18 protein-coding genes and 1 tRNA gene are annotated in these 18,106 nt (G+C 55.9%); 11 read left to right on the plus strand and 8 right to left on the minus strand.

The features are described 5' to 3' along the window. Positions 1–472: 472 nt before the first annotated feature. Positions 473–557: transfer RNA gene (locus MUU47_RS03235), tRNA-Leu, on the minus strand. A gap of 207 nt (positions 558–764) precedes the next feature. Between MUU47_RS03235 and ahr the strand changes: the two genes are divergently transcribed. Next, a complete protein-coding gene (ahr, locus tag MUU47_RS03240; protein ID WP_159774825.1) occupies positions 765–1,784 on the plus strand; it encodes an NADPH-dependent aldehyde reductase Ahr in 1,020 nt (339 codons plus the stop codon). Between the two features lie 55 nt (positions 1,785–1,839). On the opposite strand, the gene MUU47_RS03245 is transcribed toward ahr, so the two are convergent. Then, a complete protein-coding gene (locus MUU47_RS03245; protein ID WP_258986719.1) occupies positions 1,840–3,480 on the minus strand; it encodes a dihydroxyacetone kinase subunit DhaK in 1,641 nt (546 codons plus the stop codon). 148 nt (positions 3,481–3,628) lie between these two features. Between MUU47_RS03245 and MUU47_RS03250 the strand changes: the two genes are divergently transcribed. Next, on the plus strand, positions 3,629–5,131 hold the full coding sequence (locus tag MUU47_RS03250; protein WP_258986720.1) for a helicase HerA-like C-terminal domain-containing protein: 1,503 nt from the start codon (positions 3,629–3,631) through the stop codon (positions 5,129–5,131). Positions 5,132–5,217: 86 nt separating this feature from the next. Here MUU47_RS03250 and lptG read toward each other — a convergent pair whose 3' ends face one another. The 3 genes from lptG to MUU47_RS03265 form a co-directional block, all read right to left on the minus strand. Further along, entirely contained in the window at positions 5,218–6,300 is a 1,083-nt protein-coding gene (lptG, locus tag MUU47_RS03255) for an LPS export ABC transporter permease LptG (protein WP_258986721.1), read from the minus strand. After that, a complete protein-coding gene (gene lptF, locus MUU47_RS03260) occupies positions 6,300–7,400 on the minus strand; it encodes an LPS export ABC transporter permease LptF (protein WP_258986722.1) in 1,101 nt (366 codons plus the stop codon). The genes lptG and lptF overlap by 1 nt, the downstream gene beginning before the upstream one ends. A 62-nt stretch (positions 7,401–7,462) precedes the next feature. Beyond that, entirely contained in the window at positions 7,463–7,513 is a 51-nt protein-coding gene (locus MUU47_RS03265) for a hypothetical protein (protein WP_217448718.1), read from the minus strand. A 153-nt stretch (positions 7,514–7,666) separates the two neighbouring features. Here MUU47_RS03265 and pepA point away from each other — a divergent pair, with 153 nt between their 5' ends. The 4 genes from pepA (at position 7,667) to MUU47_RS03285 (ending at position 13,180) form a co-directional block, all read left to right on the plus strand. Then, positions 7,667–9,178 carry a leucyl aminopeptidase gene (gene pepA / locus MUU47_RS03270; protein ID WP_258986724.1) on the plus strand — a complete coding sequence of 504 codons (1,512 nt, stop codon included), beginning with the start codon at positions 7,667–7,669 and terminating at the stop codon, positions 9,176–9,178. A gap of 78 nt (positions 9,179–9,256) precedes the next feature. After that, positions 9,257–9,700, plus strand: a complete 444-nt coding sequence (holC, locus tag MUU47_RS03275) for a DNA polymerase III subunit chi (RefSeq protein WP_258986725.1) — start codon at positions 9,257–9,259, stop codon at positions 9,698–9,700. Next, entirely contained in the window at positions 9,700–12,555 is a 2,856-nt protein-coding gene (locus MUU47_RS03280; RefSeq protein WP_258986726.1) for a valine--tRNA ligase, read from the plus strand. Before holC ends, MUU47_RS03280 begins: the two co-directional genes overlap by 1 nt. Positions 12,556–12,676: 121 nt before the next feature. After that, complete coding sequence (locus MUU47_RS03285) at positions 12,677–13,180, plus strand: GNAT family N-acetyltransferase (RefSeq protein ID WP_258986727.1); 504 nt, start codon at positions 12,677–12,679, stop codon at positions 13,178–13,180. Positions 13,181–13,221: 41 nt separating this feature from the next. Here MUU47_RS03285 and miaE read toward each other — a convergent pair whose 3' ends face one another. After that, positions 13,222–13,989: a tRNA isopentenyl-2-thiomethyl-A-37 hydroxylase MiaE gene (gene miaE / locus MUU47_RS03290; RefSeq protein ID WP_374684739.1), complete on the minus strand. Its 768-nt coding sequence runs from the start codon at positions 13,987–13,989 to the stop codon at positions 13,222–13,224. A 73-nt stretch (positions 13,990–14,062) separates the two neighbouring features. Continuing rightward, positions 14,063–14,488, minus strand: a complete 426-nt coding sequence (gene rraB, locus MUU47_RS03295) for a ribonuclease E inhibitor RraB (RefSeq protein WP_110512178.1) — start codon at positions 14,486–14,488, stop codon at positions 14,063–14,065. 98 nt (positions 14,489–14,586) lie between these two features. On the opposite strand from rraB, the gene argL reads away from it, so the two are divergent. Both argL and argF read left to right on the plus strand, forming a co-directional pair. Then, entirely contained in the window at positions 14,587–14,682 is a 96-nt protein-coding gene (gene argL / locus MUU47_RS23460; RefSeq protein ID WP_374684497.1) for a putative translational regulatory protein ArgL, read from the plus strand. Further along, on the plus strand, positions 14,652–15,659 hold the full coding sequence (argF, locus tag MUU47_RS03300) for an ornithine carbamoyltransferase (protein ID WP_258986730.1): 1,008 nt from the start codon (positions 14,652–14,654) through the stop codon (positions 15,657–15,659). The genes argL and argF overlap by 31 nt, the downstream gene beginning before the upstream one ends. Before the next feature lie 96 nt (positions 15,660–15,755). Here the strand turns inward: argF and MUU47_RS03305 are convergent, their stop codons facing one another. Next, complete coding sequence (locus MUU47_RS03305) at positions 15,756–16,208, minus strand: YhcH/YjgK/YiaL family protein (RefSeq protein WP_258986731.1); 453 nt, start codon at positions 16,206–16,208, stop codon at positions 15,756–15,758. Between the two features lie 195 nt (positions 16,209–16,403). Here MUU47_RS03305 and pyrL point away from each other — a divergent pair, with 195 nt between their 5' ends. The 3 genes from pyrL to pyrI are packed head-to-tail and all read left to right on the plus strand — an operon-like array spanning position 16,404 to position 17,952. After that, positions 16,404–16,541 (plus strand): pyr operon leader peptide, encoded by a 138-nt coding sequence (gene pyrL / locus MUU47_RS03310; RefSeq protein ID WP_110512175.1) that lies wholly within the window; start codon positions 16,404–16,406, stop codon positions 16,539–16,541. 2 nt (positions 16,542–16,543) lie between these two features. Further along, positions 16,544–17,479: an aspartate carbamoyltransferase gene (pyrB, locus tag MUU47_RS03315; protein ID WP_258986732.1), complete on the plus strand. Its 936-nt coding sequence runs from the start codon at positions 16,544–16,546 to the stop codon at positions 17,477–17,479. An 11-nt stretch (positions 17,480–17,490) separates the two neighbouring features. Continuing rightward, positions 17,491–17,952 (plus strand): aspartate carbamoyltransferase regulatory subunit, encoded by a 462-nt coding sequence (gene pyrI, locus MUU47_RS03320; RefSeq protein WP_159774852.1) that lies wholly within the window; start codon positions 17,491–17,493, stop codon positions 17,950–17,952. Positions 17,953–18,106 lie beyond the last annotated feature (154 nt).

The following is an 18,106-nucleotide window of genomic DNA, read 5'->3' on the forward strand; positions in this document are numbered from 1 at the left end:
CGCAGTGGCAATGGTTTTATAATCACGAACGACCAAATATGGCATTAAATGGCTTCACGCCGATGCAGCATATTCAACGCATGACCTGATTCTATTTATCACCTCCGTTAAAAATGGGGGGATTACCGTTTCACTTTACACAAAGCATTAATGAGATTGACGGGAAGGAAACTAACACTAGCGGATGTAATGAGTGCAAGAAACCTATCTCACTCATAATCACCGATTAGTGTTGGTAAGAGATTATTGTTATTTCGGGTTTTGCAGTCCACATCTCGATATCATACGGTTATCGTTCTATTGAGCAGCTATGGATGTAAGAAAACTGCCAAATCAAGTTATGCGCTAACAAGCAAATTGGTATAGAGAATTTGGAGTTACTTCAATTGAAGTAAAATCGCGGAAATCTTGTACAGCACAAATTCCAGGCACAAAAAAAGCCGCTCGTGAGCGACTTGATTTGCATATCGAATGGTGCCGAAGGCCGGACTCGAACCGGCACGTATTTCTACGGTTGATTTTGAATCAACTGCGTCTACCGATTTCGCCACTCCGGCACGGAAGGGATATGCTGATAGCGGGTGCGATTATACCTGTCACACCGTACCTTGCAAGCGGCGTGTCGGGCTATCTCCGCTAAGTGTTGAAATTTTCAGCAGGTTACGCTCCGCCCTACACTCAGACCATTCCCGCCCCCTTATGTTAAGCACCACCCACCCCCATGCTCTACACTTCCAGTTCAACGCCATAAGAGGGGAAGTGCGATGTCCATTATAAAAAGCTACGCCGCGAAGCAGGCGGGTGCCGATCTGGAAGTGTGGGAATACGATGCCGGTGAGCTGAAGCCGGAAGATGTGGAAGTCCAGGTAGATTACTGCGGGATTTGCCACTCCGACCTGTCGATGATCGACAACGAATGGGGCATGTCGAGCTATCCGCTGGTTGCGGGCCACGAAATTATTGGCCGCGTCGCTGCATTGGGCGAAGCCGCGCAGAACAAAGGTCTGAAAGTGGGCCAGCGCGTGGGCGTGGGCTGGACGGCACGCAGTTGTGGTCATTGCGACGCCTGCATCAGCGGCAATCAGATCAACTGTCTGGAAGGCTCTCTGCCGACCATCATGAACCGCGGTGGCTTCGCCGATAAGCTTCGCGCCGACTGGCAATGGGTTATTCCGCTGCCGGAAAGCATTGATATTGAAACCGCAGGCCCAATGCTGTGTGGCGGCATTACGGTCTTTAAACCGCTGCTGCTCAATAACGTCACCGCCACCAGCCGCGTGGGCGTAATTGGTATCGGCGGCCTGGGGCATATCGCCATTAAACTGCTGCACGCCATGGGCGCGGAAGTGACAGCGTTTAGCTCTAATCCGGCGAAGGAAAAAGAAGTGCTGGCGATGGGCGCTGACCGCGTGGTCAACAGCCGCGACCCGGAAGCGCTGAAAACGTTAGCCGGGCAGTTTGACCTGATCATCAACACCGTGAGCGTGGACCTGGACTGGCAGCCGTACTTCGAAGCGCTGGCCTACGGCGGCAACTTCCATACCGTCGGCGCGGTGATGAAACCGTTGCAGGTCCCGGCCTTTACGCTGATTGGCGGCGACCGCAGCATTTCGGGTTCTGCTACCGGTAACCCGGCGGAACTGCGTAAGCTGATGAAGTTTGCCGGTCGCACCAAAGTGGCGCCAACCACCGAGATGTTCCCGATGTCGCAAATCAACGAAGCGTTGAAGCATGTGCGTGAGGGCAAAGCCCGTTATCGCGTGGTGTTGAAAGCGGATTTTTAAGCATCGCGAGTTGAATATGAGTGCCCGGCGGCTACGCCTTGCCGGGCATACAGGATTATCCCGTCACGACTGCCGCAAACACTTCCTCAATCGCCACCGCCCCCGGGTCGGTGACGCCTTCCAGGTTCTCTTTATTCACATACGATGAGCGCCCTGCTCCCGCCTTTTGCATTCTGGCCGTGCTTTCTGCGCCGGTTTTGGCCGCACTGACGGCGGCTTGCAGGTTCTGATCGCGCAAGCTTTCGAGCGCCGGTTGCAGCGCATCGATCAGCGTCCGGTCACCGAGATCGGCCCCGCCATACTGTTTCATCTGCTGCAGACCGGTTAACAGCGCATCCGGAAGTTTTTTGCCGTCATGCACGGCCTGCCCGGCGGCGGTGAAGAAGATAGACATCAATACGCCGCTGGAGCCGCCCATTACCGTCGCCAGCCGCTCGCCAATAACCTGTAACAGCTGCGCGCTGTCGTTCAGCGGCAGTTTGCCCGCGTTGAGCTGCCCGGCGATATCCCGCGCACCTTCGGCAAACGTCGAGCCGGTATCGCCGTCACCCACTTTTGCATCCAGCGCGTTGAGGCGGCTTTCCAGGTCGATGAGCCTCTGCGTGGCGGCCAGCAGAATCGCTTTCACCTGCGGATTGTCAGATGGCGTGGCCTCTACGCTGTCATGAATTTTATCGTGCGCGATGGTTTTGAGTGGCGCGAAAGCCACCGGCTTTTGCCAGCCAAGGGTCTCTACGTCAGCCTGTAGCGCCTGTTCAAACTCAGGCGTCAGCTTCAGCAGCGAGAGCGAAAAACCTTTCATGTCGAGCGAACTGACCAGCGTCGCGGGGCCAATCAGCCAGCTTATCTGGTTCTTCAGCGCCGAATGAGCCAGTTCTTTTGTCAGCAGCGCCATCTCCAGCGCCGATACCCCGCCCAGGTTGTTAATCAACACCGCCACTTTGCCGTCACCGACTTTCGCCTGCAGCGGTTTCACCAGCGTATCGATGAGCTTTTTGCTGTTATGGCTGTCGACCACGGACGCACCCGGCTCACCGTGAATACCCAGCCCAAGCTCGACGTGGCCAGGCTTGATGCGCCCCTCTTCGTCATCGCTGCCCGGCAAGTTACAGCTCTCCATCGCCACGCCGAGGCTGAACACGTTGTCGCAGGCCTGCTGCGCGATGTGGCGCACTTCGCTGAGGGTTTTCCCCTGCCCGGCGGCGTAGCCCGCGATTTTGTGCACCAGCGCCGTGCCTGCGATACCGCGCGGCTGTTTGTTGTCCGGCAGCGCAATGTCGTCGGCGACGATCACCATGTCGACTTTCAGGCCGTGGCGTTTGGCTTTTTCTGCCGCCAGGCCGAAGTTCAGGCGATCGCCGGTGTAATTTTTGACGATCAGCAGACAGCCGCGATCGCCGGTCACCGCCACGATGGCGTTGAGTACCGCATCCACGCTCGGCGAGGCGAACAGGTCGCCGCACACCGCGGCGGTGAGCATCCCTTTGCCGACAAACCCGGCATGGGCCGGTTCATGGCCGGAGCCGCCGCCCGAAATGACCGCCACGCGGCTTTTATCCCAGTCGCCACGGGCAATCACCCGAATGGCCGGATCGATATCCAGGCGCACCAGGTTGCCGTGCGGGGCCGATAACACAATGCCTTCAATGGCGTCGTTGACCAGCTGTTTGCGGTCATTAAAGAAGAATCTGGACATGCCTTTCCACTCCTGTGAAACGTTCGTTGTAAACGGATACGAAAAGCATAGTCGGCACTGCGGTTTACGCCGCAACGTCGAAAACTGACCGGGCATTTTTTCCCCGGCTTTGGCCTATACTCGACGCAGGATAAACGGAGGAAACATCATGAGCTCACCCCTGCTGATTGCCCGGACGACGGAACAACAACTGTATTTATTGCCCGGAATGGCCAACCGCCATGGCTTGATTACGGGTGCCACGGGGACGGGGAAAACCGTCACCCTGCAAAAAATGGCCGAGTCGTTTTCAGAGATTGGCGTGCCGGTATTTATGGCCGACGTGAAAGGTGATTTAACCGGTGTGGCTAAGGATGGCCAGGCTTCCGAGAAACTGCTGGAAAGGCTGAAAAAGATTGGCGTGACCGACTGGCAGCCGCACAGCAATCCGGTGGTGGTGTGGGATATCTTCGGTGAGAAAGGGCATCCCGTTCGCGCCACGGTGTCAGACCTTGGGCCATTGCTGCTCGCGCGTCTGCTCAATCTGAATGAAGTGCAGGCGGGCGTGCTGAATATCATCTTTCGCATCGCTGACGATCAGGGCCTGCTGTTACTCGATTTCAAAGACCTGCGCGCCATCACTCAGTACATCGGCGATAACGCCAAATCGTTCCAGAATCAGTACGGGAACATCAGCGGCGCCTCGGTGGGCGCTATCCAGCGTGGGCTGTTGACGCTCGAGCAACAGGGTGCGGAGCATTTCTTTGGCGAGCCGATGCTCGACATCAAAGACTGGATGCGAACCGACAGCAACGGTAAAGGCGTGATCAACATTCTCAGCGCCGAAAAACTCTACCAGATGCCGAAACTGTACGCTGCCAGCCTGCTGTGGATGCTGTCAGAGCTGTACGAACAGCTGCCGGAAGCGGGCGATGTAGAGAAACCCAAACTGGTGTTCTTCTTTGACGAAGCGCACCTGCTGTTCAGCGATGCACCGCAGGTGCTGTTGGATAAAATCGAGCAAGTGATCCGCCTGATTCGCTCCAAAGCGGTGGGGGTGTATTTTGTCTCGCAGAACCCGTCGGATATTCCCGATAACGTGCTTGGGCAACTCGGGAATCGCGTGCAGCACGCTCTGCGCGCCTTTACGCCCAAAGACCAGAAAGCGGTGAAAACGGCAGCGCAAACCATGCGTGCAAACCCGGCGTTCGATACTGAAAAAGCGATTCAGGAGCTCGGTACCGGTGAGGCGCTGGTGTCGTTCCTCGACGAAAAAGGCAGCCCGTCGGTTGTCGAACGGGCGATGGTGATTGCACCTTGTTCCCGGATGGGACCGGTGACCGATGATGAGCGCAACGGGCTTATCAACACCTCGCCGCTGTACGGGAAATATGAAGATGCGGTGGACAGAGAGTCGGCGTTTGAGAAGCTGCAGAAAGGCGTTCAGGCGACCGCTGAACAGCAAAATGCCCCTCCGGCGAAGGGAACATCGGCTGACGTCGATGACGGCATTCTCGGCGGCCTGAAGGATATTCTGTTCGGCACCACCGGGCCACGCGGCGGTAAGCGCGATGGGGTCGTGCAGACAATGGCGAAGAGTGCCACCCGACAGATAACCAATCAGATAGTGCGTGGAATGTTGGGGAGTTTGCTTGGAGGGAGAAAGCGGTAGTGAGTATTGCCCGGTGGCGCTACGCTTACCAGGCCTACAAACCGTAGGCACGTGCAAGCGTAGCGCCGCCGGGCGCTCGCGGGGTATTACGCTTTACGCGTCATCAACCACAGACTAATCAGGAAGAAGCTGGCACTTGGCAACAGCGCGCCGACAATCGGTGGTATGCCGTACACCAGCGTTAGCGGGCCGAAAATCTGGTCAAGGACGTAGAACACAAAGCCGAAGCTTATCCCTGTCACCACGCGCACGCCCATCGCCACGCTTCGCAGCGGGCCGAAAATGAACGACAGCGCCATCAGCATCATCACCGCCACCGACATCGGCTGGAAGATTTTACTCCACATATTCAGCTGGTAGCGCCCGGCATCCTGGCCACTCGATTCCAGGTACTTCACGTAATTGTGCAGGCCGCTTATCGACAGCGCATCCGGATCCAGCGCCACGACGCCGAGTTTGTCCGGCGTGAGGTTGGTTTTCCAGGTCCCGCTGACGGTCTGCGAACCCGTCACCTGCTTCGGATCGGTCAGATTGGATTCATCGACCTGCGACAGGCGCCAGGCCTTAGCGTCTTTATCGAATTTCGCCGACGCGGCGTAGCGCACCGACTGCAAACGACGCTGATCGTTGAAACTGTAAATGCTGATGGCACCCAGTTCGTCATCGCCTTTGATGCGTTCGATGTAGATGTAGTTGTTACCGTCTTTCGCCCACATGCCCTGCTGCGTGGACAGCAGCGAACCGCCGTACATCGCCTGCGCACGCAGGTTACGCGCCATTTGCTCGCCCTGCGGAGCTACCCATTCGCCGATCGCCATGGTCAGCAGCACCAGTGGAATAGCGGTTTTCATCACCGACATCGCCACCTGCATACGGGTGTAACCCGACGCCTGCATAACCACCAGTTCACTGCGCTGCGCCAGCATCCCCAGACCTAACAGTGCACCCAAAAGCGCTGCCATCGGGAAGAAGATCTGCACATCTTTCGGTATGCTGAGCAGGGTATACATGCCCGCGCCGAGCGCGTCATAGCTGCCCTGCCCGGCTTTTTTCAGCTGGTCAACAAACTTGATGATGCCCGAGAGTGACACCAGCATGAACAGCGTCATCATGATGGTGGTGAAAATAGTTCTACCGATATAGCGGTCGAGTACGCCAAATAACTGCATTATACCGCTCCTTTCCTGCTAAACCGTGCACGAACGCGACGCATCGGCACCGTATCCCAGACGTTCAGGAGCACAGCCAGGCCGAAGTACAGCAGGTTAATCGCCCACATCCAGACGGTCGGGTCAATTTTGCCCTTACCACCGTTGGATTTAAGTGAGGTTTGCACCAGGAAGAACACCAGATACAGCAGCATCGCGGGCAGCATCGACAGCACGCGCCCCTGACGCGGGTTCACCACGCTCAGCGGAACCACCATCAGCGCCATGATAAACACCGTCGCCACCAGCGTTAAACGCCAGTGCAACTCTGAACGGGCCTGCGGCGTATCCGCATGCCACAGCGCACTCATGCCCATCTGTTCGGTATCGTTGGGATCGAGCGCAACCGCCTGGTGGCCGATGATGGCCTGGTAATCCTGGAAATCAGTAATACGGAAATCGCGCAGCATCGCGGTACCTTCAAAGCGGGTGCCTTTGTTCAGGTTCACCACCTGAGAGCCGTCTTTCTGCTGCGAGAGGTGTCCGGAATCGGCCACCACCACCGACGGACGCGCGTTACCCTTGGTACGGATCTGCGCCAGGAATACGTTCTGGAAATTGCTTCCGTTAACGTCTTCAATAAACAGCACCGAATTGCCATCACTGGCCTGCTGGAATTGACCCTTAGCCAGTGCCGCCATGCCTGGGTTGGCTTTGGCTTCCGCCAGCACTTCGTCCTGATGACGCGAAGACCACGGTCCGGCCCACATCACGTTAACGGCGGCCACGATGGCAGTAAACAGCGCGAGGATCATCGCGGCTTTCACCAGCACGGCTTTACTCAGGCCGCACGCGTGCATCACCGTGATTTCACTTTCGGTGTAGAGTTTGCCCAGCGTCATCAACAGGCCAAGGAACAGACTGAGGGGCAGAATAAGTTGCGCCATTTCTGGCACCCCGAGACCCAACAGGGAAAGCACGAGGTTTGTCGGGATGTCACCATCTACCGCTGCGCCGAGGATCCTGACCAATTTCTGACAGAAAAAGATCAGAAGCAGGATGAAGAGGATCGCCAGCTGGCTTTTCAGCGTCTCCCGCACGAGATATCTTATGATTATCACTATAAATACGCCCGTTAAACCCGTCTTATTACAGGAAAATTGCTTGTTTCATGGCTTAAACGTCATTTATTCTCTTGAGTCGTCGAAAACATCGCTAAGATTATATGACTCAGCGGCTTTACGTTTCAGACCCGGTTCTGACGAGCCAACATCGCGATATCGTTAAGATTAACACGAAGTCACCGCAACAGCGGACATGAGTTACGAAAGCTTGCAATTCTATCCGTAGCCACCGCCGTTGTCTTTAAGATTCAGGAGCGTAGTGCATGGAGTTCAGTGTAAAAAGCGGTAGCCCGGAGAAACAGCGGAGCGCCTGCATCGTTGTTGGCGTCTTTGAACCACGCCGTCTCTCCCCGATAGCCGAGCAACTCGATAAAATCAGCGACGGCTATATCAGCGCCCTGCTGCGCCGTGGCGAGCTGGAAGGCAAACCAGGCCAGACTCTGCTGCTGCACCACGTGCCGAACGTGCTCTCCGAGCGCATTCTGCTGATTGGGTGCGGCAAAGAACGCGAGCTTGATGAGCGTCAGTATAAGCAAGTCATTCAGAAAACGATCAATACGCTGAATGACACCGGATCGATGGAAGCGGTTTGCTTCCTCACCGAGCTGCACGTTAAAGGCCGCAATAACTACTGGAAAGTTCGCCAGGCGGTTGAAACAGCTAAAGAAACCCTTTACAGCTTCGACCAGTTGAAAACCAACAAAAGCGAGCCACGTCGCCCGCTGCGTAAAATGGTGTTCAACGTGCCAACCCGTCGCGAATTAACCAGCGGCGAGCGCGCGATTCAGCACGGTCTGGCGATTGCCTCCGGTATCAAAGCCGCGAAAGATCTCGGCAATATGCCGCCGAACATCTGTAACGCCGCATACCTTGCTTCGCAGGCGCGTCAGCTGGCTGATTCCTACAGCAAGAACGTCATCACCCGCGTTATCGGCGAACAGCAAATGCGCGAGCTGGGGATGCACTCTTATCTGGCGGTCGGCAACGGCTCACAGAACGAGTCCCTGATGTCGGTCATTGAGTACAAAGGCAATCCGGCGGAAGATGCCCGTCCTATCGTACTGGTCGGTAAAGGCCTGACCTTCGACTCCGGCGGTATCTCCATCAAGCCGGCCGAAGGCATGGATGAGATGAAGTACGACATGTGCGGCGCGGCGGCGGTTTACGGCGTGATGCGCATGGTGGCAGAGCTTCAGCTGCCGCTGAACGTGGTCGGCGTACTTGCGGGCTGTGAAAACATGCCGGGCGGGCGGGCGTATCGCCCAGGCGACGTGCTGACGACAATGTCCGGGCAGACGGTTGAAGTGCTGAACACCGATGCCGAAGGCCGCCTGGTGCTGTGCGATGTGCTGACCTACGTTGAGCGTTTCGAACCAGAAGCGGTTATCGACGTGGCGACGCTGACCGGTGCCTGCGTGATTGCGCTCGGCCATCACATCACCGGCCTGATGTCGAACCACAACCCGCTGGCGCATGAGCTTATCGGCGCGTCCGAACAGGCTGGCGACCGCGCGTGGCGTTTGCCGCTGGGTGACGAATACCAGGAACAGCTGGAAACCAACTTCGCGGATATGGCCAACATCGGCGGTCGTCCTGGCGGCGCTATCACCGCAGGCTGCTTCCTGTCGCGCTTTGCCCGCAAGTACAACTGGGCGCACCTGGATATCGCCGGTACCGCATGGCGCTCCGGTAAAGCCAAAGGGGCGACTGGTCGTCCGGTTGCCCTGCTGTCTCAGTTCCTGCTGAACCGCGCAGGATTTAGCGGCGAAGAGTAACAACGTTGTTGCCCGGCGGCGTAATGCTTGCCGGGCCTACACGGTTTGGTTTAAATCCACCACAAGAAGCCCCATATTATGAAGAATGCGACGTTTTACCTGCTCGATAACGAAGACACCGCCGACGGCTTAAGCGCCGTGGAGCAGCTGGTGTGCGAACTGGCGGCAGACCGCTGGCGGGCGGGGAAGCGCATTCTGGTAGCCTGTGAAGACGAAAAGCAGGCCATTCGCCTTGATGAGGCGCTGTGGTCACGGCCACCGGAAAGCTTTGTGCCACACAATTTGTCCGGAGAAGGTCCGCGCGGCGGCGCACCGGTGGAAATCGCCTGGCCGCAAAAACGTAACAGCAGCCCGCGAGATATCCTGATTAGCCTGCGCGTGAGCTTTGCAGATTTTGCCACCGCTTTCACAGAAGTGATAGACTTCGTCCCTCACGAAGATTCTTTAAAACAACTGGCGCGCGATCGCTACAAAGCGTACCGCATGGCTGGTTTTAACCTGAATACGGCAACCTGGAAATAATGGAAAAGACATACAACCCACAAGATATCGAACAGCCGCTCTACGAGCACTGGGAAAAGCAGGGCTATTTCAAACCGAATGGTGATGAAAGCCAGGAAAGCTTCTGCATCATGATCCCGCCGCCGAACGTCACCGGCAGTTTGCATATGGGTCATGCCTTCCAGCAAACCATCATGGACACCATGATTCGTTACCAGCGTATGCAGGGCAAAAACACCCTGTGGCAAGCTGGTACCGATCACGCGGGTATCGCGACCCAGATGGTGGTTGAACGTAAGATTGCCGCTGAAGAAGGTAAAACCCGTCACGACTACGGTCGCGATGCCTTTATCGACAAAATCTGGCAGTGGAAAGCAGAATCCGGTGGCACCATTACCCGCCAGATGCGCCGTCTCGGCAACTCCGTAGACTGGGAGCGCGAGCGTTTCACTATGGACGAAGGTCTTTCCAATGCCGTGAAAGAAGTCTTCGTTCGCCTGTACAAAGAAGATTTGATTTATCGTGGTAAGCGTCTGGTCAACTGGGACCCGAAACTGCGTACCGCGATTTCTGACCTGGAAGTGGAAAACCGCGAGTCTAAAGGCTCGATGTGGCACATCCGCTATCCGCTGGCCGACGGCGCAAAAACGGCCGACGGTAAAGATTACCTGGTGGTTGCGACTACCCGTCCGGAAACCCTGCTGGGTGATACCGGCGTTGCCGTAAACCCGGAAGATCCGCGTTATAAAGACTTGATTGGCAAATTCCTGGTACTGCCGCTGGTTAACCGCCGCATTCCAATCGTGGGCGATGAACACGCCGACATGGAAAAAGGCACCGGCTGCGTGAAAATCACCCCGGCCCACGACTTTAACGACTACGAAGTCGGTAAACGTCACGCCCTGCCGATGATCAACATCCTGACCTTCGACGGCGATATCCGTGAAAGCGCGCAGGTATTCGACACCAAAGGCGAAGAGTCAGACGTATACGCCGCAGACATCCCGGCTGAATTCCAGAAGCTGGAGCGTTTTGCCGCGCGTAAAGCGGTGGTTGCAGCCATCGACGCTCTGGGCCTGCTCGAAGAAATCAAACCTCACGATCTGACCGTGCCGTACGGTGACCGTGGCGGCGTGGTTATCGAACCGATGCTGACCGACCAGTGGTACGTGCGTGCTGACGTACTCGCCAAACCGGCTGTGGAAGCGGTTGAGAACGGTGACATCCAGTTTGTACCGAAGCAGTACGAAAACATGTATTTCTCCTGGATGCGCGACATTCAGGACTGGTGTATCTCCCGTCAGCTGTGGTGGGGTCACCGTATCCCGGCATGGTACGACAACGACGGCAACGTCTACGTGGGCCGCACCGAAGACGAAGTGCGTAAGGATTACAACCTGAGCGCCGACGTTGCGTTGCGCCAGGACGAAGACGTGCTCGACACCTGGTTCTCCTCCGCGCTGTGGACCTTCTCCACCCTCGGATGGCCGGAGAACACTGATGCGCTGCGTCAGTTCCACCCAACCAGCGTGATGGTTTCCGGCTTCGACATCATCTTCTTCTGGATTGCCCGCATGGTAATGATGACCATGCACTTCATCAAAGATGAAGACGGCAAGCCGCAGATCCCGTTCAAGACCATCTACATGACCGGTCTGATCCGTGATGACGAAGGCCAGAAGATGTCCAAATCCAAGGGCAACGTCATTGACCCACTGGATATGGTCGACGGGATTTCGCTGGCAGACCTGCTGGAGAAACGTACCGGCAACATGATGCAGCCGCAGCTGGCAGAGAAAATCGCCAGGCGCACCGAGAAGCAATTCCCGGACGGCATTGAGCCGCACGGCACCGACGCCCTGCGTTTCACCCTGGCGGCGCTGGCCTCTACCGGTCGAGACATCAACTGGGACATGAAGCGCCTGGAAGGTTACCGTAACTTCTGTAACAAGCTGTGGAACGCCAGCCGCTTTGTGCTGATGAACACCGAAGACCAGGATTGCGGCTTCAACGGCGGTGAAATGACGCTGTCGTTGGCGGATCGCTGGATCCTCGCCGAATTCAACCAGACCATCAAAGCGTACCGTGACGCGCTGGACAACTTCCGCTTCGATATCGCCGCAGGCATCCTGTACGAGTTCACCTGGAACCAGTTCTGCGACTGGTATCTGGAGTTGACCAAACCAGTAATGACCGGCGGTTCTGAAGCAGAACTGCGCGGCACTCGCCATACGCTGGTGACGGTGCTGGAAGGTCTGCTGCGTATTGCGCACCCAATCATTCCATTCATCACCGAAACCATCTGGCAGCGAGTGAAGGTTATCGCCGGTATTTCCGCCGACACCATCATGCTGCAGCCGTTCCCGGCGTTCGATGCCGCGCAGGTGGATGAAGCCGCGGCTTCTGATACCGAATGGCTGAAGCAGGCAATCATCGCGGTGCGTAACGTTCGCGCTGAAATGAACATCTCCCCGGGTAAACCGCTGGATCTGCTGCTGCGCGGCTGCAGTAAAGATGCGGAGCGTCGTGTGAACGACAACCGCAGCTTCCTGCAAACGCTGGCGCGTCTGGAAAGCATCACCGTGCTGGCTGCCGATGACAAAGGTCCGGTTTCCGTGACCAAAATTATCGACGGCGCTGAGCTGCTGATCCCAATGGCTGGCCTCATCAACAAAGAAGATGAGCTGGCGCGTCTGGCGAAAGAAGTGGCGAAAATCGAAGGTGAGATTGGCCGCATCGAAGGCAAGCTGTCCAACGAAGGTTTCGTGGCGCGTGCCCCGGAAGCCGTTATCGCCAAAGAGCGCGAGAAGCTGGACGGTTACGCAGAAGCGAAAGCCAAGCTGATTGAGCAGCAGGCTGTTATCGCTGCGCTGTAATACCTCAACCCCTCACGCGGCTACGCGTGAGGGGCCTCCTCCCTGAAAACTCCTCGCTTGCGCTGCTTTTTCTGCAATGCTATTAACTGCGTTAACTGTTCTTTTTTTCATGAGTAATGCTATGAACGTGCTGACCGAAGCCGCAACGACGTTGCGTCGAATGACGACATTGGACAACCCCGCTATCGCCCGCGTCATTCGCCAGGTCTCCGCCGAATACGGCCTCACTGCCGATAAAGGCTATACCGTTGCTGACCCGAACCTGGACGAGCTGTATCAGCTCTACAGCCAGCCTGGGCACGCTTATTGGGTGATTGAGCAAGACGGTAAAGTGGTGGGCGGTGGCGGTGTCGCGCCACTGACGTGCAGCGAGCCCGATATTTGTGAACTGCAAAAAATGTATTTTCTGCCTGAAGCTCGCGGAAAAGGATTAGCCAAGAAACTGGCGCTGCTGGCAATGGATCACGCCCGTGAGCACGGGTTTACCCGCTGCTATCTGGAAACCACCGCCTTTCTTAAAGAAGCCATTGCGCTGTATGAGCATCTCGGCTTTGAGCATATCGATGGCCCGCTCGGTTGTACCGGCCACGTCGACTGCGAAGTGCGGATGTTGAAAACGCTTTAGTACGTTTTGGTGCGGGATTCTCCCCCGCACCCTGCCCTCTGTCACGCCGTGTGAGAGGGTATCCCGCTATGGAAACGAAACTCTGCATCTGGCGTCGAAATCAGCGCCGCTTCCACTACCCCGAAATGTCGCACGCGCGGGGTGATATCGTCGTCTGACACCTGCTGAGCCAGCGCCAGATAATCCTGATAATGCCGCGCCTCAGAGCGCAGCAGCGACAGATAAAACCTCTGCAAATCATCATCCAGATACGGCGCCAGCGCGGCAAAACGCTCGCAGGATCGCGCCTCGATGTACGCCCCGCAAATCAGCTTGTCGATAAGCGTCAGCGGTTCGTGAGTGCGCACTTCCTTGAGCATACCTTTGGCGTAGCGGCTGGCGGTTATCTTCACGTACGGAATGTCCCGCGCAGTCATGATTTCCCGCACCTGCCAGAAGTGATGCAGTTCTTCTTTGATGAGCAGCACCATGCTATCAATGAGCTGTCGGCCCCAGACATCATCGGTCTTCGGCATTACGCTTTTACCAATCTGCTTTTGCAAGGCGGCAAAATCAGGCTCCGGGCCACCACGAAACGCAAAGGCTTCGTACGGCTGCAGCCACGCCAGCAATACATCCGCCCCGTCTTTATCGGCGACGTATTTGCGTACCAATAGCATAGCGGTCTGCGCGGCTTTCAGCTCGCACACCAGATGGTCAGTCAGCAACAGAGGAAGGTGTTCAGGGGAACGGGCCTGGTGTATCCACGCCTGCGGCGTAGGGCACTGGAGAAAGGTTAAAACAGGAGCGAGTATTTGCGGGTAATGCATGTGCCTTGTTCGGTCTCTTATAGACATACTCTACATAAAATGCGACAGCAGGCGCTGCCGCATCCGTTATGACTTAGTGGCGAACGCCATCGTCGTCTTCGTCGATCTCGTCTTCGTCATCACCTTCTTCGCCTTCACCGTTCGGATCTTCGAAGTAGGTTCCCCAGCCGTCATATTCCACGCCAAACTTCTCAGCGAGGTTCATCAGCTGTTCAACCTGTGAATCGATGAGCTCTGGGTTCAGGGCACATTCGCTGAGTGCGTCGCAGCAGATAACCACTTCGCCGCCCTCTTCCACTTCCAGCTCTTCCGGCTCGGTCACTTCGTAACCCAGTTTGAAGACTTCAACCGCCACTTTCTCAAGCGTTTCAAAATCGTCCGCAGAGAAATGGTGCTCGATGGTGTACAGCGCGTCCGGATCGCTGCCATCATCAAGTAACTCTTCAATAATCAGACGCGTCTCTTCACGCTGCTCTTCCAGGTGCTCCGGGTTTGCCATAGCTCGTTCCTCATGATGTGCGGCAGATACTTCTATTTTCACATACCGCAGTCAATGCCTCCACCTTTCCGAGAAAGAATTGTGAAACGGGGTTGCAAATGAATATTCATACATATAAATTGAATTTTAATTCAATAAATGGCTTGAGCCATGAGAGGAAAATATGTCTGCGTTATACCAGAACCATTTTTTGAAATTACTGGATTTTACCCCTGCGCAACTCACTCACCTGCTGGCGCTGGCCGCACAGCTGAAAGCCGATAAAAAAAGCGGCAACGAAGTGCAAAAACTGACCGGCAAAAACATCGCGCTCATCTTCGAAAAAGACTCGACCCGTACCCGATGCTCTTTCGAAGTTGCCGCATACGATCAGGGAGCACGCGTCACTTACCTCGGCCCAAGCGGCAGCCAGATTGGCCACAAAGAATCGATTAAAGACACCGCCCGGGTGCTGGGTCGGATGTATGACGGCATTCAATATCGCGGCCACGGTCAGGAAGTCGTTGAAACCCTGGCGCAATATGCAGGCGTTCCGGTGTGGAATGGCCTGACCAACGAGTTCCACCCAACCCAGCTGTTGGCCGATTTGCTGACCATGCAGGAACACCTGCCGGGCAAAGCGTTCAATGAGATGACGCTGGTATATGCGGGCGATGCGCGCAATAACATGGGTAATTCGATGCTCGAAGCAGCGGCGTTGACAGGGCTGGATTTACGCCTGGTGGCCCCGCAAAGCTGCTGGCCGGATGCAAGCCTGGTCGCGGAATGCAAAGCGCTGGCGCAGAAGAATGGCGGTGATATCACCCTGACGGAAGATGTCGCTGCGGGCGTGAAAGACGCCGATTTCATCTATACCGATGTGTGGGTGTCGATGGGCGAAGCAAAGTCAAAATGGGCCGAACGTATCGGGCTGCTGCGTGACTACCAGGTGAATAAAAACATGCTGGCGCTGACCGGCAATCCACAGGTGAAGTTCCTGCACTGCCTGCCCGCCTTCCATGATGATGAGACCACGCTCGGAAAGCAGATGGCCGAAGAGTACGGTTTACACGGTGGGATGGAGGTCACAGACGAGGTATTCGAGTCGGATGCGAGCATTGTTTTCGATCAGGCCGAGAACCGAATGCACACCATTAAAGCGGTGATGGTAGCGACGCTGGCACAGGCTTGATCCCCTGGATATGCCCGGCGGCGCGTTGCTTGCCGGGCCGACAAACGTTCGTACACCCGGTCAGCGCAGCAGCGCCACCGGGCATCAAACCAACGATTATTCAAGCAACATCTTCACCACCGCCTTGCGCACTTTCGCAGGTGTGCCCACGGCGCACAGCGGTTTATGCACTTCGCCGGGGTAAAACACCACGAAATCGCCTTCGCTCAGCACCACGGTTTTTTCCTGCACACCTTCCGGCAGAAACGCGATGTCTTTATCGGCCAGCCAGTCGGTGTCCGGCTTGCCCGCGGGCTGCGTGCTAAACGTCATCCCTTCCTGGCCTTTGAGAATGATTTGAATATCGAGATATTTCGCATGATATTCCGCACGACGCTCCGCAAACGGCTCAGTGCTGTCTTCTGAGATCAGATAAAACAGACGGTTACCGTCGATATCGTGTTTCCCAGTCGGCGTCGCGTCGGTGACGTGCGCCTTAACGTGTTCGATAGCCTGACGCAGTTCCAGCGGCAGCCAACCATGCAGATGATAAATATTTCCGGCGATCATAAAAGCCTCCAAATATAAAACAACGTTTCATTTTAAATTTTTATACGCGCAATCACCGGGCCACACCACTCCTTTTTTAGGGATATTTGCACTGACGCAGGATCTTTTGAGGCAAACGTTTTCCTGTCTGTGAACGAATCGCTTGAATCCCACGCTTAGCTGCGTATAATGCCAGCCGATTTGCCGGGAGGAAGCATGGTCAACTGCGTTCGACATTCTGTCTTACCGCGTCTGAAAACAGACGCTGGCCTGCCGTTTTTCTCCCGTTGCATCACCCCATTCAAGAAGCCCCTTTTTAAGGGGCTTTTTTTTTGCCCAGGCGTCAGGAGATAACCATGGCTAATCCGCTATATCAAAAACATATCATTTCCATAAACGATCTCAGCCGCGAAGACCTCGAACTGGTGCTGACGACTGCCGCCAAACTGAAAGCGCATCCACAGCCGGAGTTGCTAAAGCATAAGGTTATCGCCAGCTGCTTCTTTGAAGCCTCTACCCGCACCCGTCTGTCGTTTGAAACCTCGATGCATCGCCTCGGTGCCAGCGTGGTCGGCTTCTCAGACAGCGCCAACACCTCACTGGGCAAAAAAGGCGAAACGCTGGCCGACACCATTTCCGTTATCAGTACCTACGTGGACGCGATTGTGATGCGCCACCCGCAGGAAGGCGCGGCGCGTCTGGCGACCGAGTTTTCCGGCATCGTGCCCATCCTCAACGCCGGTGACGGTGCCAACCAGCATCCGACGCAAACCCTGCTCGACCTGTTCACCATTCAGGAAACTCAGGGCCGTCTGGAAAACGTAAGCATCGCGATGGTCGGCGACCTGAAATATGGCCGCACCGTGCATTCTCTGACCCAGGCGCTGGCGAAGTTTAACGGTAACCGTTTCTACTTTATCGCCCCGGACGCGCTGGCGATGCCGCAGTACATTCTCGATATGCTCGACGAAAAAGGCATTGCCTGGAGCCTGCACGGCACCATTGAAGAGGTGATGGCGGAAGTGGATATTCTGTATATGACTCGCGTGCAGAAAGAGCGTCTGGACCCGTCCGAGTACGCCAACGTGAAAGCACAGTTTGTCCTGCGGGCGGCAGATCTCGAAGGTGCGCGCAGCAACATGAAGGTACTGCACCCGCTGCCTCGCATTGATGAAATCACTACCGATGTCGATAAAACGCCGCACGCCTGGTACTTCCAGCAGGCCGGGAACGGCATCTTCGCGCGCCAGGCGTTACTGGCGCTGGTTTTGAACAGCGACCTGGCACTGTAAGGGGAATGACGATGACACACGATAATAAACTTCAGGTAGAAGCCATCAAACGTGGCACGGTGATTGACCATATCCCGGCACAAATCGGCTTTAAGCTGCTGACGCTGTTCAAACTGACCGAAACCGACCAGCGCATCACCATCGGCCTGAACCTGCCATCCGGCGAAATGGGCCGTAAAGATTTGATTAAGATTGAGAACACTTTCCTGACCGACGAGCAGGTCAACCAGCTGTCGCTGTATGCGCCACAGGCCACGGTGAACCGCATCGACGAATATGAAGTCGTAGGCAAGTCACGCCCTAGCCTGCCGGAGCGTATCGAAAACGTGCTGGTGTGCCCGAACAGCAATTGCATCAGCCACGCGGAACCGGTTTCATCGAGCTTTAGCGTCAAAAAGCGCGCCGACGATATCGCCCTGAAGTGCAAATACTGTGAAAAAGAGTTCTCTCATACTGTGGTATTGGCCAACTAATTCGCGTTGCTTCAAGGCGGCAAGGCAGCGTATCCCGATGAGCTTTCATGAGTAATGTGATTCGGGTACGTAGACACAGCCAACAAAGATGCAGCTTGAAGTATGACGGGTATATAATGGCCCGGTTCCTTTGAAACCTAATCCCGCTGTCACA

The organism is Scandinavium hiltneri, assembly GCF_024764835.1.
Classification (GTDB): Bacteria; Pseudomonadota; Gammaproteobacteria; order Enterobacterales; family Enterobacteriaceae; genus Scandinavium; species Scandinavium hiltneri.